Source organism: Streptomyces sp. NPDC102360 (genome assembly GCF_044766085.1).
Taxonomy (GTDB): Bacteria; Actinomycetota; Actinomycetes; order Streptomycetales; family Streptomycetaceae; genus Streptomyces.
In genome coordinates this window covers 320,471-334,925 of record NZ_JBIWLG010000004.1, presented here as the reverse complement: position 1 = coordinate 334,925, position 14,455 = coordinate 320,471, and the positions used below count along the sequence as shown (strand labels likewise).

At 68.8% G+C, this 14,455-nt stretch carries 12 protein-coding genes; 7 read left to right on the top strand and 5 right to left on the bottom strand.

The annotated features are described in order from the left end of the window. The first annotated feature begins 49 nt into the window (after nt 1–49). The 7 genes from ACIRHA_RS19810 to trxA all read left to right on the top strand — a co-directional run bounded on the left by ACIRHA_RS19810 (nt 50) and on the right by trxA (nt 9,615). Nucleotides 50–2,419 carry a DUF6049 family protein gene (locus ACIRHA_RS19810; RefSeq protein ID WP_403847198.1) on the top strand — a complete coding sequence of 790 codons (2,370 nt, stop codon included), beginning with the start codon at nt 50–52 and terminating at the stop codon, nt 2,417–2,419. A 45-nt stretch (nt 2,420–2,464) separates the two neighbouring features. Continuing rightward, entirely contained in the window at nt 2,465–4,711 is a 2,247-nt protein-coding gene (gene murJ / locus ACIRHA_RS19805) for a murein biosynthesis integral membrane protein MurJ (protein WP_403847195.1), read from the top strand. Between the two features lie 120 nt (nt 4,712–4,831). Continuing rightward, the gene (locus ACIRHA_RS19800) at nt 4,832–6,553 is read left to right on the top strand and encodes a protein kinase family protein (RefSeq protein WP_403847193.1); all 1,722 of its coding nucleotides are present in this window, start codon (nt 4,832–4,834) and stop codon (nt 6,551–6,553) included. 34 nt (nt 6,554–6,587) lie between these two features. Further along, a complete protein-coding gene (gene sigM, locus ACIRHA_RS19795; RefSeq protein ID WP_403847190.1) occupies nt 6,588–7,301 on the top strand; it encodes an RNA polymerase sigma factor SigM in 714 nt (237 codons plus the stop codon). Continuing rightward, nucleotides 7,298–8,140 carry an anti-sigma factor family protein gene (locus tag ACIRHA_RS19790; RefSeq protein WP_403847187.1) on the top strand — a complete coding sequence of 281 codons (843 nt, stop codon included), beginning with the start codon at nt 7,298–7,300 and terminating at the stop codon, nt 8,138–8,140. Before sigM ends, ACIRHA_RS19790 begins: the two co-directional genes overlap by 4 nt. A gap of 118 nt (nt 8,141–8,258) precedes the next feature. Beyond that, nucleotides 8,259–9,236, top strand: coding sequence for a thioredoxin-disulfide reductase (trxB, locus tag ACIRHA_RS19785; protein ID WP_403847185.1), 978 nt, complete (start codon nt 8,259–8,261; stop codon nt 9,234–9,236). Nucleotides 9,237–9,282: 46 nt separating this feature from the next. Next, on the top strand, nt 9,283–9,615 hold the full coding sequence (trxA, locus tag ACIRHA_RS19780) for a thioredoxin (protein ID WP_389282929.1): 333 nt from the start codon (nt 9,283–9,285) through the stop codon (nt 9,613–9,615). Nucleotides 9,616–9,718: 103 nt separating this feature from the next. Here trxA and ACIRHA_RS19775 read toward each other — a convergent pair whose 3' ends face one another. From ACIRHA_RS19775 to ACIRHA_RS19755, 5 genes are all read right to left on the bottom strand, one after another. After that, entirely contained in the window at nt 9,719–10,336 is a 618-nt protein-coding gene (locus ACIRHA_RS19775; protein WP_403847182.1) for a GNAT family N-acetyltransferase, read from the bottom strand. 305 nt (nt 10,337–10,641) lie between these two features. Then, a complete protein-coding gene (locus tag ACIRHA_RS19770) occupies nt 10,642–11,745 on the bottom strand; it encodes a ParB/RepB/Spo0J family partition protein (protein WP_403847179.1) in 1,104 nt (367 codons plus the stop codon). Beyond that, on the bottom strand, nt 11,742–12,818 hold the full coding sequence (locus tag ACIRHA_RS19765) for a ParA family protein (RefSeq protein ID WP_403847689.1): 1,077 nt from the start codon (nt 12,816–12,818) through the stop codon (nt 11,742–11,744). The genes ACIRHA_RS19770 and ACIRHA_RS19765 overlap by 4 nt, the downstream gene beginning before the upstream one ends. 255 nt (nt 12,819–13,073) lie before the next feature. Beyond that, a complete protein-coding gene (rsmG, locus tag ACIRHA_RS19760; protein WP_403847177.1) occupies nt 13,074–13,790 on the bottom strand; it encodes a 16S rRNA (guanine(527)-N(7))-methyltransferase RsmG in 717 nt (238 codons plus the stop codon). Between the two features lie 109 nt (nt 13,791–13,899). Beyond that, entirely contained in the window at nt 13,900–14,412 is a 513-nt protein-coding gene (locus ACIRHA_RS19755; RefSeq protein ID WP_403847174.1) for a protein jag, read from the bottom strand. Between the last annotated feature and the right edge of the window lie 43 nt (nt 14,413–14,455).

Sequence of the window (14,455 nt, the reverse complement as noted above, 5' to 3'; positions counted from 1 at the left end):
GCGTGGACACATCTGCGACCACCGACGAGGACGAGGGACGGACGACCACGTGGCCGAGGCGGCAGACTTCCCAACGGTGAGTCCCTCACCTGCACGGCGACTGCTGCGGCGCACCGGGGCCCTGCTCGCGGCCGCGCCGCTCCTGGCGTCGCTGCCGCTGTTGCCTGCCGCGGCCCCGGCCGGCGCCGCCACCCCGGCCACCGCTGCCTCGAGCGCGACAGGGACCAGCACGGTCGAGGTGGCCGTGAACTCCCTCTCGCCCAGCGCACCGACGGACGGCGACACCGTGACAGTCGGCGGCACAGTGACGAACAAGGGCAAGCAGGCGGTCACAGGCGCCCACGTGGGCCTGCGGGTCGGCACGTCCTACAGCGGCCGCACCGCCGTCGACGAGGCCGCCAAGAACGGCACGGGCGGCGCCGCGGACGGCAGCGAGATCTCCCGCAAGTACGGCAAGAAGTTCTCCAAGCTGGCGCCCGGCGTCGCGCAGGACTTCACGCTGTCCGTCCCCGTCAAGGAGCTGCACCTCGGCGCCGACGGCGTCTACCAGCTCAGCGTCGCCCTGATGGGACAGACCGCTGCGCAGCCGTACCAGCAGACGCTCGGCATCCAGCGGACCTTCCTGCCCTGGCAGCCGAGCGACGCGGACACGAGCACGAGGACGACGGCCCTGTGGCCGCTGATCTCTGATTCCCATCTCACTGCCGAGACGGGCGCGAACGAACAGCAGACGCCGGTCTTCGACGACAACGACCTGGCGAAGCAGATCGGTCCGGGCGGCCGCCTCCAGCAGATGCTGGCCCTCGGCAGCGAGCTCGACGTGACATGGGTGATCGACCCCGACCTGCTGGCGTCGGTCGACGCCATGACGGAGCCGTACAAGGTCAAGGGCCCCGACGGAAAGCTCAGGGCGGGCAGGAACCAGGCGGACGCCAAGCAGTGGCTGAGCGACCTGGAGACCGCCGTACAGGGCCAGAAGGTGGTCACGCTTCCGTTCGCCGACCCCGACCTCGCGTCGCTCGCCCACACCGGCACGAAGGTCACCGGCTCCCTGGCCCACCTCAAGGACGCCACGGACGCCGCCACCCTGACCGTGCAGACGATCCTGCACACCAAGCCGGACACGTCGTACGCATGGCCCGCGGAAGGCGCCGTCGACCGGGACATCGTCAAGGTCGCCACGTCCGCGGGAGCCGACAAGATCATCGCGCGCAGCGACCACTTCCCGGAGACGTCAGGGCTGGCATACACGCCGTCCGCCGCCCGTCCGATCGGCGGCGGCGCCTCGGCCGTGGTCGCCGACGGTCGGCTTTCGACCGCTTTCCAGGGCGACATGACGGGCGCAGAGAACTCCACGCTCGCGGTGCAGAAGTTCCTCGCTCAGTCCCTGATGCTGAACATGCAGACGCACAAGCAGCGCAGCGTCGTCGTGGCCCCGCAGCGCATGCCCACCGCGAGCCAGGCCCAGACCATGGCCAAGGCGCTGCACGCGCTGCAGGACGGCACCTGGTCGCAGCCCCAGACCTTGTCGGCCGCCGCGAAGGCGAAGCCCGACCCCGCCGCCACCACGCGTGTCCCGCACGCGTACCCCTCGTCGCTGCGCAAGCAGGAACTGCCGCAGTCGGCCTTCGACCAGATCCAGGCGACTCAGCGCGATCTCGAGAACTTCAGGGTCGTCCTCACCGATCAGTCCCGCGTGGTGACGCCTTTCGGCCGCGCGATGGACCGGGAGATGTCCACGTCGTGGCGTGCGGACTCGGGAACTTCGGGGAACTTCCGCGATGGCATCTCCTCGTACTTGTCGGGCCTCACCGAACAGGTGGCGCTGATCGACAAGTCCGAGGTGAAGCTGTCCGGGCGCAGCGCGACGATCCCGGTGTCGGTGCAGAACAACCTGTGGCAGGACGTCGATCATCTGACGCTGCGCCTCACCTCGGGCAACGGCACCCGCCTCAAGATCGGCGGCGACAACTTCCAGAACCAGGAAGTCAAGATCGCCAGCGGGCACAGCCAGTCCGTGAAGTTCACGACCACGGCCAAGGCAACGGGCCCGATCTGGGTGCACGCCCAGCTGTACACCCAGGACGGTGAGCCCTACGGCGAACCGCTCGCCTTCAAGGTCGACGTCACCGAGGTCACTCCGACCGTGATGCTCGTCATCGCCGGCGGTGTCCTGCTGCTCGTCCTCGCCGGATACCGGATGTACCAGCAGCGCAAGCGTGCCGTCGCCGCGCAGCCCGACGAGGACGCCCCTGAGGGCGACACCGCGGCCGCCGACGACGACAAGGACGACGAGCCGGACGGCGACCAGGCCGACGACGCCCGGGCAGACGTTCCGCAGCAGCCGAGTGACCCGACGGCTGACACCGCTTCGGAAAGCACGGCCCCGTCGGGCACGGGTGAGAGAGTGGACCGTTGAGCGATGTCGGGGCCGCTGGGCCGGGGACGATGAGGTGGGGTAACCATGAACGCGCCGTACGACGGTGAGCGTGGCCACGGCTCGGGCGGCTCTGCCTCGGGCGATGGCCGGCCGTACGCCGGTTCACCGCAGCCCGAGGGGCAGGTGCCGCCGCCGCAGCCTGCTCCCGACGCGTATCCGCAGGACGCGTACCTTCAGGACGCGTACGAACAGGATCCGTACCGGGCGCACGACCTGACCGCCCAGGACCCGGTGACCGAGGCGCTGTACGACCGCGCCGCACACCCTCCGCCGCCTCCGGGCACCCAGCAGGCACAGCAGCCGTTGTACGCGCCGCCGTCCGCGCAGCAGTACCAGCCCGACCCCCGCGTGTGGGCGCAGACGCCCGCGCCGGAGCCGGCGGGCCCCACACAGCATCTGCCGTACGGCGACGACGCCCGTACGACGCAGTTCGTGGGCGTCGACGACCTGGTGACGCACTCCGCGGAGGAGAGCCACGAACCGGACGCCTTCGCGCACCTGTACCGCGACCAGCAGCCCGGCCACAGCGGGGGCCGCCCGCCGGCCGAGCCCGTCGACAACCCGACCACGCAGCTCGGTCCTCCGCAGCCCCCGCCGCCACCGGCCGCCACCCCCGCACCGGCGCCCGCGGCGAAGAAGGGCGGCCGCGCCTCCAACATCATGAAGTCGAGCGCGGTGATGGCGGCGGGCACGCTCGTCTCCCGCCTCACCGGCTTCGTACGCACCATGGTGATCACCGCGGCGCTGGGCGCCGGACTGCTCGGTGACACCTGGACCGTCGCGTACACACTGCCGACGATGATCTACATCCTCACCGTCGGCGGCGGCCTGAACTCGGTGTTCGTACCGCAACTCGTGCGCGCCATGAAGGACGACGAGGACGGCGGCGAGGCCTTCGCCAACCGCCTCCTCACGCTGGTCATGGTGGCGCTCGCCGCCATCACGGCGCTCGTCGTCCTCGCGGCGCCACTACTGATCCACCTGATGTCGAACCCGGTGGCCAACGACCCGGACGCGAACAGCGTCGGTGTCGCTCTCGCCCGCTACTGCCTGCCCACGATCTTCTTCATGGGCATCCACGTGGTGATGGGCCAGATCCTGAACGCCCGCGGGAAGTTCGGCGCGATGATGTGGACCCCGGTCCTCAACAACATCGTCATGATCTGCACGTTCGGCCTGTTCATCTGGGTCTACGGGACCGCGGCCGAATCGCAGATGGGCGTCACGACCATCCCGGACGAGGGCATCCGCCTCCTCGGTATCGGGACCCTGCTCGGCCTCGTCGTGCAGTCCCTCGCGATGATCCCGTACCTGCGCGAGACCGGCTTCAGCTTCCGCCTGCGCTTCGACTGGAAGGGCCACGGCCTCGGCAAGGCCGTGAAGCTCGCCAAGTGGACCGTCCTGTTCGTCCTCGCCAACCAGGCGGGCGTCGTGGTCGTCACCCAGCTCGCCACCGCGGCAGGCAAGGCGTCCGGGGTCGACGGCACCGGCATCATGGGCTACTCGAACGCCCAGCTGATCTGGGGCATGCCGCAGGCGATCATCACCGTCTCCGTCATGGCCGCCCTGCTGCCGCGCATCTCGCGCTCCGCCCACGACGGCGACCCGGGCGCGGTTCGCGACGACATCTCCTCCGGCCTGCGCACCTCGGCCGTGGCGATCGTCCCGATCTCGTTCATGTTCGTGGCGCTCGGCGTCCCGATGTGCACCCTGCTCTTCGGCTCCAGCGGCACCGAGGCCGCCCAGTCCATGGGCTACATCCTCATGGCGTTCGGCATCGGCCTCATTCCGTACTCCGTGCAGTACGTCGTGCTGCGCGGTTTCTACGCGTACGAGGACACCCGCACGCCCTTCTACAACACGGTCATCGTCGCCGCGGTCAACGCCGCCGCAGCGGGCATCTGCTACCTGATCCTGCCCGCTCAGTGGGCCGTCGTCGGCATGGCGCTCTCCTACGGCATCGCGTACGCGATCGGCGTCGGTGTGGCCTGGCGGCGGCTGCGCAACCGGCTCGGCGGCGACCTGGACGGCGCGCACGTCGTCCGTACCTACGCCCGGCTCTGCCTCGCGGCACTTCCGGCGACGGTCGTCGGCGGTGGGATCGGGTACGCGGTCACGCAAGCACTGGGCCACGGTGTACTCGGCTCGATCGCGGCGCTGGTCGTGGGCAGTGTGGCGCTGCTCGGAGTCTTCTATGTGGCAGCCCGCAAGATGAGGATCGAAGAACTGAATTCGCTGGTCGGCATGGTCCGCGGTCGTCTTGGCCGCTGAGTCGGCCGGAAGTGTGTGCAACCATCGGCGGCCATCGCGTGTCGTGCATAGCGCCGGACTGTGGGCACAATTGGCTTTGGCGTCGGAGTGAGTGCAACGGATGGGGAGGCAGGAACGACGGTGGCGGAACGGAGCACGGCTGCCGTCGACGTGGCCGACAACAGCGGTGATGAACCGCTGACCGCCAAGGCGGACAAGGCGGAGCAGGCCACGGCCGACGGGGTGGCCGATACCGGAGAGCAGGTCGCGCTGGAGCGCGAGGAGGTCGTGGACACCGCGGAGACGGGGACTCATCTGAGCCCCGGCGCCGCGTCGCCACCCGAGTTGCACAGTGGCCACAAGCTCGCCAGACGCTACCGGCTCGAGGAGTGCGTCACCCGTCTGGACGGTTTCAGCAGCTGGCGTGCGATGGACGAGAAACTGCGGCGTGCCGTCGGCGTGCACATCCTCCCCGCCGATCACCCCCGAGGCCGTTCGGTGCTCGCCGCCGCCCGTTCCTCGGCTCTCCTGGGCGACCCCCGCTTCGTACAGGTGCTGGACGCGGTCGAGGAGAACGATCTCGTCTACGTCGTCCACGAGTGGCTGCCCGACGCGACGGAACTGACCGCCCTGCTCGCCCTCGCCCCCCTCGAGGCGCACGACGCGTACCAGATGGCCAGCCAGGTCTCCCATGCCATGGCGGCCGCGCACCGTGAGGGCCTCGCCCACCTGCGCCTCACGCCGAGCGCCGTGCTGCGCACCTCCACGGGGCAGTGGCGCATCCGCGGCCTCGCCGTGAACGCGGCACTGCGCGGCATCACCTGCGACACCCCGCAGCGCGCCGACACCGAGGCGATCGGCGCGCTCCTGTACGCCTCCCTGACCCAGCGCTGGCCGTACGAGGACGACGCCTACGGCCTCTCCGGGCTGCCCAAGGGCGTCGGCCTCATCGCCCCCGACCAAGTGCGCGCCGGCGTCCACCGCGGTCTGGCGGAGCTCTCCATGCGGGCGCTCGCGAACGACGGGGCGACCGCGTCCCGCCAGGAGCCGCCGTGCACCACGCCGGAGGACCTGGTGAAGGCCATCGGCGAGATGCCCAGGATTCGGCCACCGGAGCCCGCCTTCACGGCGCCCCCGGAGTATCAACGGACCACGTACCAGCAGGGGAGCTACGGCCGTCCCGCCCCACGTGCCACCCAGCCCGTCCCCACGCCGCCGCCCCCGCTGCACAGCCGTACCGGCAAGGCCCTCAAGTGGGGCGTCTCCGCTCTGCTGATCGCGGCCCTCGGGCTGGGCAGCTGGCAGCTCGCCGACGCCCTCATGGACCGTGGCAACACGGGCAGCTCCGGGTCCACGGACACCTCGGACGACAGCGGCAAGGGCGGTAAGCAGGACGCGAAGCCGATCTCCATCGAGAGCGCCAAGGAGTTCGTCGCCGAAGGCGACGCCCAGGCTCCGGGCGAGGTCGACAAGACGTACGACGACAGCTCGTCGACGTACTGGCGGACCAAGTCCTTCGTCGACGGCCCGAAGATGGTCATCAAGCCCGGAGTCGGCATCGTGTACGACCTCGGCTCCGCCAAGGACGTGTCGGCCGCCTCGATAGGGCTCCGATACGGCGGCGACCACACCACGGTCTCCCTGTACGCCTCGCCGTCCCTCAATCCGGGTTCGGTGTCCGGCCTGAAGCAGATCGGGTCCAAGACGGATTCGAAAACCACCTCCGCCAAGATCACGGCCGATGACCCGGTCAAGACCCGCTATCTGCTCGTCTGGCTGACCGCCCTGCCCCGCGCAGGCCAGGATGGCTACAGCAGCGCAGGCTTCAAGCAGGGCATCACCGATGTGGAGTTCACCGGCTGACGGGCACGGCTCACCACGGGGAGGGGGTTCGACAGTGGACGACGCCTATGGCGAAGCAAACGATCAGGACCTCCTCGCCCGTCATGTCGCCGGTGACAAGGACGCCTTTGGTGAACTCGTCCGACGCCACCGAGACCGCCTCTGGGCCGTTGCCCTGCGGACCCTGGGGGACCGGGAGGAAGCCGCGGACGCGGTGCAGGACGCGCTGGTCTCGGCCTACCGCGCCGCCCACACCTTTCGCGGCCAGTCCGCGGTGACGACCTGGCTGCACCGCATCACCGTCAACGCGTGCCTGGACCGGGCCCGCAAGATGGCCTCGCGCAAGACCGCGCCCGTGGACGACGCCGACCGCCTGGACCAGCTCCTGGAACCGCACGAGTCCGCGGACGCCCCCGTCGAGCGGAGCGACCTGCACCGTCAGCTCATCGAGGCGCTCTCGGTCCTGCCCAGCGATCAGCGCGCGGCCCTCGTCCTCGTCGACATGCAGGGGTATCCGGTCGCCGAGGCCGCGCGGATCCTCGATGTGCCCACCGGCACGGTCAAGAGCCGCTGCGCGCGCGGCCGAGCCAAACTGCTTCCGCTGCTGACGCATCTCCGCACAGAGGGCGGGAGCCAGGAGGGTGGCGCGAACCCGCCCCCTGAAAGGAACCGGGCGCAGGGGACATCCGTCCCACCCGCAGCGGGGCCTCGTGACGAGACAGGACCTGCCGATTCGGCTGCGGTGAAGGGCGGAGGTGGGCGAGCGTGACATCCACGACCGACACGGCAGAGCACCCGGAGGTCACCGAGATCTCCGAACTCGCCGAGGGCCTGCTGCCTCCCACCCGTACAGCCGACGTCCAGCAGCACCTCGACGGCTGCGCGCTCTGCGCCGATGTCCTCGCGTCCTTGGAAGAGATCCGGGGCACGCTCGGTGCCGTATCGGCCCCGCCGCCGCGGATGCCGGAGGAGATCGCGAGCCGGATCGATGCCGCCCTGGCTTTCGAAGGAGGCCGTGAAACGGGGCCCGTTTCACGTGAAACGTCGACCCCGACCGACCGTCCTGCCGGACACCCGCATGGGACAACCGGCCCGGGACGCAAGGCACGCGGCAACCGGAGGCGCACGGGTGCCGTGCTCGGGGCCGTCCTGACGGTCACAGCGATCGGTGTGGGGGTCCTGCTCATCCAGAATGATGAGGACGGCTCACCTGTCGCCCGGAAGAGTCACAGCGCGTCGACCTTCGCCAAGGACACGCTGGAGACGAAGGTCACGACGCTGCTCGGCTCCTCGACGCTCAGCACTGAAGAAGAGGGGCCCAGCGCACAGGGGACGAAGGCACCGATGCAGAAACGGGCCATCTCGGTGCCCCAGTGCATCCAGCTCGGGACCCACCGGAACGAGGACCCCCTCGCCGCGGAGACAGGCACGTACGACGGGAAGAAGGCATACCTCGTCGTTCTGCCCCACAAGACAGACCCGGCCCATCGGGTCACGGCCTTCGTCGTCGATTCCTCCTGTGTCGGCACGTCCTCCTCGTCAGCCGGCACGCTGCTGTACAAGCACGATTACGACCACGGCTCCGGGATGCCCAAGAACACTCGCTAGGTGTGGCCGGGCACGTCGGGAATGCATGCCCCGTAGGATCCGTTGGGTGGGGTGAGAGTCCTCCGAATGGCCTCCCCTGGCAGAACGCAGCAGTCCCGCAGAGACGAGGAATCAAGCCGTGAGCGACGTCCGTAACGTGATCATCATCGGCTCCGGGCCCGCCGGCTACACGGCGGCGCTCTACACCGCGCGCGCGTCGCTGAAGCCGCTCGTGTTCGAGGGTGCCGTCACCGCTGGTGGCGCGCTGATGAACACGACCGAGGTGGAGAACTTCCCCGGGTTCGAGGACGGCATCATGGGCCCCGAGCTCATGGACAACATGCGCGGCCAGGCCGAGCGCTTCGGCGCCGAGCTCGTGCCCGACGACATCGTGGCCGTCGACCTGAGCGGCGAGATCAAGACCGTGACGGACACCGCGGGCACCGTGCACCGCGCGAAGGCCGTCATCGTCACCACCGGCTCCCAGCACCGCAAGCTCGGCCTCCCGAACGAGGACGCGCTCTCCGGTCGCGGCGTCTCCTGGTGCGCGACCTGTGACGGCTTCTTCTTCAAGGACCAGGACATCGCCGTGATCGGCGGCGGCGACACCGCGATGGAGGAGGCCACCTTCCTTTCGCGCTTCGCCAAGTCCGTGACGATCGTGCACCGTCGCGACACCCTGCGCGCCTCGAAGGCGATGCAGGAGCGTGCCTTCGCCGACCCGAAGATCAAGTTCGTCTGGGACAGCGAGATCGCCGAGGTCAAGGGGGAGCAGAAGCTCTCCGGCCTGACGTTGCGCAACCTCAAGACGGGCGAGACGTCCGAGCTGCCGGTCACCGGTCTGTTCATCGCGATCGGCCACGACCCGCGCACGGAGCTGTTCAAGGGCCAGCTCGAGCTCGACGACGAGGGCTACCTGAAGGTCGAGGCGCCCTCGACGCGCACGAACCTCACCGGTGTCTTCGGCGCCGGCGACGTCGTGGACCACACCTACCGGCAGGCGATCACGGCGGCCGGCACCGGCTGCTCCGCCGCCCTCGACGCCGAGCGCTTCCTGGCCTCCCTCGCCGACGGCGAGGCCGCCGAGCCCGAGAAGACCCAGACCGCCGGCGTCTGACCCGAACTTTCACTCACGTAATCCCCCAAGAAATGAGGAGCCTGCTGTGGCCGGCAACCTGAAGAACGTCACGGACGCCACCTTCGACGAGGACGTCCTGAAGAGCGACAAGCCCGTCCTGGTCGACTTCTGGGCCGCTTGGTGCGGCCCGTGCCGCCAGATCGCGCCGTCGCTCGAGGCCATCGCCGCCGAGCACGGTGACAAGATCGAGGTCGTCAAGCTCAACATCGACGAGAACCCGGGCACGGCCGCCAAGTACGGTGTCATGTCGATCCCGACCCTGAACGTGTACCAGGGTGGCGAGGTCGCGAAGACCATCGTCGGTGCCAAGCCCAAGGCCGCCATCGTGCGCGACCTCGAGGACTTCATCGCCGAGTAATCAGGCGACGCCGATTCACCGGCGGTCGTTGTTTCACGTGAAACACGAACGGGCCGACCCTTCCAGGGTCGGCCCGTTTCCGTTGTGAGGGCCCCGTCGGCCGTCACAACGGGCGGAGTGCCGGTTCCTTCTGTACGGCCCCCAGAAGCCTGTCCAGGGCCATCTCGACGTCTTCCTTCCAGGACAGCGTCGTCCGCAGTTCCAGGCGCAGCCGCGGATACGAGGGGTGGGGTCGCACAGTTTTGAACCCGACCGCCAACAGATGATCCGCGGGGAGCAGACAGGCGGGTCCCTTCCACTGGGCGTCCCCGAAGGCCTCGATCGCCTTGAAGCCCCGGCGCAGCAGATCCTTCGCGACGGTCTGCACGATGACCCGGCCGAGCCCCTGCCCCTGGTAGTCGGGAGAGATCCAGGCCGTCATGAGCTGAACGGCGTCGGGGGAGACTGGACTTGTCGGGAAGGCGGTGGCCCGTGGGACGTACGCGGGGGGTGCATAGAGCACGAAGCCGACCGGAGCGTCATCCACGTAGACGACGCGTCCACAGGAGCCCCACTCCAGCAGGACAGCGGAAATCCACGCTTCCTTCTCCAGTTCGGGCGTGCCCGCCTTTACCGCGGCCTGGCCGCTGACCGGGTCCAGCTCCCAGAAGACACACGAACGGCAACGCTTGGGGAGGTCCGGGAGGTTGTCCAGCGTGAGCGGTACGAGCCGACGCCCCATGAAGGCAGTTCCTCGCTTCCTTCGCCCGCCGCTGCGCGGGCGGCCGTCAGAGCGCTCCGTTCCCTGAGCAGACTGCCGACGAATCCGCCGACCGCTCCAAGACCCAGGACTGCGGTCATCAGTCCGGTGCGACTCACCGATCGCATGACCCGCCTCCTGTATGAGGTGCCGCCGGGTGGATGCGCTCTTCCCGTCGCATCGTAACCACGATGGGATTCGCTCGATACCGTAGACAAGCAAAGAGCGGGTCGTCTTCCGGTACATGCCGGAAAACGACCCGCTCTCGCGTCGTAACAGGGCGGCGATCAGTCCTGCTCGTCGCCGTCGCTCTCCTCCGGGAGACCGTTCTGGAGCACCGGCCCCTCGCCGGGAGCGAGAGAGCCGAGGATGCGCGACAGGTCGTCCATCGAGGCGAACTCGACGACGATCTTGCCCTTCTTCTGCCCCAGATCGACCTTCACCCGCGTCTCGAAGCGGTCTGAAAGCCGTGTGGCGAGATCGGTCAGCGCCGGGGAGACCCGGGCGCCGGCCCTCGGCCCCTTGGCCCGTGCGTTGCTCTTGGGCCCCGACCCCATGAGGGTCACGATCTCCTCGACGGCCCGCACTGAGAGGCCTTCGGCAACGATGCGGTGGGCCAGCCGGTCCTGCTCCTCGGAGTCCTCGACGGAGAGCAGTGCACGCGCGTGCCCCGCCGACAGCACACCCGCGGCCACCCGGCGCTGGACAGCCGGCGAGAGCTTCAGCAGCCGCAGCGTGTTGGACACCTGCGGGCGGGACCGCCCGATCCGGTCAGCCAGCTGATCGTGTGTGCAGTTGAAGTCCTTGAGCAACTGGTCGTAGGCGGCGGCCTCTTCCAGCGGGTTCAACTGCGCACGGTGCAGGTTCTCAAGCAGCGCGTCGAGGAGGAGCTTCTCGTCGTCCGTGGCACGGACGATGGCCGGGATGCGCTCAAGTCCCGCCTCTCGGCAGGCCCTCCAGCGCCGCTCGCCCATGATGAGCTCATAGTTGCCGGCTTCTACCTGTCGTACGACGACAGGCTGCAGCAGGCCGACTTCTTTGATGGACGTGACGAGCTCGGCGAGAGCGTCCTCGTCGAACACCTCACGCGGCTGGCGCGGGTTGGGCGTGATGGTGTCGATCGGCAGCTCGGCGAAATGCGCTCCCGCAGGACGCTCGAAGGCGTCACCTGACGTGGTCGCCGGCTCCTCGGTTTCCCGTGAAACAGGCGGCTGCGGCAGCGCAGCCACCTTCGCGGCCGCCACTCCGCGCTCGGTCGTCAGCACCGGTACCGAGGCGGGAGAGGTCGACGCTCCTCCCGCCTGTGTGGCCGGGCCCGTCCTCTCGGGTGTGGGGGCAGCCGGGATCAGCGCGCCGAGTCCTCGGCCAAGTCCCCTCCGTCGATCGCTCACTGGATCCCCTCCGACGTACTCTGCTGGTCAAGTTGAGTGCCCGTGTGGGCGTTCTGGGCCTCGTAGTGAATCCCGACTCCGCGCAGCGCCATCTCACGTGCCGCTTCGAGGTAGGAGAGTGCCCCGCTCGACGCTGGATCGTAGGTCAACACGGTCTGCCCATAACTCGGGGCCTCCGAAATACGCACCGAGCGCGGAATGCTCGTGCGCAGGACCTCGCCGGCGAAGTGGTTACGGACTTCGTCTGCGACCTGGGACGCCAGCCGAGTCCGGCCGTCGTACATCGTGAGCAGAATCGTGGAAACGTGCAGGGCAGGGTTGAGGTGCCCACGCACGAGATCCACGTTCCGTAGAAGCTGGCCGAGCCCCTCCAGCGCGTAGTACTCGCACTGGATCGGGATCAGCACCTCCGCCCCGGCGACCATGGCGTTGATCGTCAGGAGCCCGAGCGACGGTGGACAGTCGATGAGGATGTAGTCCAGCGGCTGCTCGTACGCCTGAATGGCGCGCTGCAGTCGGCTCTCCCGCGCGACCAGAGAGACCAGCTCGATCTCCGCACCGGCGAGATCGATGGTGGCCGGGGCACAGAACAGGCCTTCCACGTCAGGGACGGGCTGGACGACCTCGGAGAGCGGCCTACTGTCGACCAACACGTCGTAGACGGAGGGCACTTCGGAATGATGGTCGACGCCCAGAGCCGTGGAGGCGTTTCCCTGTGGGTCCAGGTCCACCACCAAGACGCGTGCGCCGTGCAGCGCAAGCGAGGCGGCAAGATTGACCGTTGTCGTGGTCTTACCGACCCCGCCCTTCTGGTTGGCCACCACCATGACGCGGGTCTGCTCGGGACGTGGCAGGCCCTCGCCCGCACGACCGAGAGCCTCTACTGCCAGTTGGGCAGCGCGACCGATGGGTGTGTCGTCCATCGGGGGCGGTGTTTCACGTGAAACATCCTCCCCCGCCGACTCGGTACGGGGACCGGGGACCGGATCGGTCATCGGTCCCGCGATGTTGGCGTCGGACCGCAAGGATTCACTCTCCTCGACTTCAGGCTCGCAATGAACAGAGCCTCCCATGCCTTCGGGGTCAAGAACCAGCGAGGCCCGTGCTTCTGTGGACGAATCCCCCTCTGTGGACAACTCCGTGCCCGTATCGAGGGATCCGAGAGGTTGTTGGTCGCGGGGGGCGGCCGCCGCGCGGCCGCGACTAATGATGCCCTGCAGCAGTGAGCGACGTTTCACGTGAAACACGATGCACCGCAGCGGGATGCACTCCCGTACGACACCCCGAGATGCGTACGTTTGACAGCTTTTGTGGAGTACTGCTGGTCGTCAGCGCCTGCGCCGGGCACGCCCCGTGCGCGCTGCCTTGGCACGCTTCGCCGCGAAACGCACGCCGCCGGGGCTCTCCCCGACCTCGACGCGCACAACAGTGGACAGAGGATCCACGGCGCCCTCGCCGACATGCAGAACCGACGTCTCCACCGCGCCGAGCTTGCTCAGGGCAGTGGCCGCGCTCTTAAGCTCTTCCTCGGCCGTGTCACCCTTGAGCGCCAGCATTTCCCCGTACGGCCGGAGCAACGGGACGCCCCACGCGGCCAGCCGGTCCAGCGGGGCCACGGCACGAGCGGTGACGACATGGACGGGTGGCAACTTGCCGAGGACCTCCTCGGCCCGCCCCCGTACCACGGTCACATGATCGAGCCCGAGCAGTTCGACGACCTCGGTCAGAAAGGTCGTACGACGGAGCAAGGGCTCCAGCAGTGTGATCTTGAGGTCCGGGCGGACCAGGGCGAGCGGAATACCCGGCAGGCCCGCACCCGAACCGACATCGCACACCGTGACGCCCTCGGGAACCACCTCGGAGAGTACGGCGCAGTTCAGGATGTGCCGCTCCCACAGACGCGGCACCTCGCGAGGGCCGATGAGGCCGCGCTGCACTCCCGCGTCAGCGAGAAGCTCCGCGTACCGGACCGCGTCCGGGAAGCGCTCGCCGAATACCGCCCGGGCCTGCTCCGGGGCCGGGGGGAGTTCTGCTGCCTCCGTCACGGGAACCGTCCTTCCGTACCGCTTTACCGCAGTAAGTGGCTGACTAACAGGCTGACAAAGATCGGCCCCGCCTGCGAAACAGACGGGGCCGGAAGGCGACGTGCTGCCGTCAGGCAGGAAGCACGACGACGAAGCGCTGCGGCTCCTCGCCCTCGGACTCACTGCGCAGGCCGGCCGCCTTGATCGCGTCGTGCACAACCTTGCGCTCGAAGGGCGTCATCGGGTTCATCTTGACCGGCTCGCCGGTGTTCTTCACCTCGGCCGCGGCCTTGGCGCCCTGCTCGGTGAGCTCGGCACGCTTCTTTGCGCGGTAGCCGCCGATGTCCAGCATCAGGCGGCTGCGGTCCCCGGTCTCCCGGTGCACCGCGAGGCGGGTCAGCTCCTGGAGTGCCTCGAGGACCTCTCCGTCGCGACCGACCAGCTTCTGCAGATCACGGCTGCTCACATCGCTGCTGACGATGGACACGGCGGCCCGATCGGCCTCGACGTCCATGTCGATGTCACCGTCGAGGTCGGCGATGTCCAGCAGACCCTCGAGGTAATCCGCGGCGATCTCACCCTCCTGCTCGAGGCGGGTCAGGGTGTCGCCACCCTCAGCAGTGGCGGTGGTGCCTTCCGTCACGGGATGGACTCCTTCTTGCGTCAAGGCTTGCGCCAACGTCTTA

Excerpts from the sequence above, each read along its gene's own strand:
- murJ (WP_403847195.1), top strand. The coding sequence starts at position 2,465 with ATGAACGCGCCGTACGACGGTGAGCGTGGCCACGGCTCGGGCGGCTCT.
- ACIRHA_RS19775 (WP_403847182.1), bottom strand. The coding sequence starts at position 10,336 with ATGGGGCGTCGGCTCGTACCGCTCACGCTGGACAACCTCCCGGACCTC.
- ACIRHA_RS19765 (WP_403847689.1), bottom strand. The coding sequence starts at position 12,818 with ATGGGAGGCTCTGTTCATTGCGAGCCTGAAGTCGAGGAGAGTGAATCC.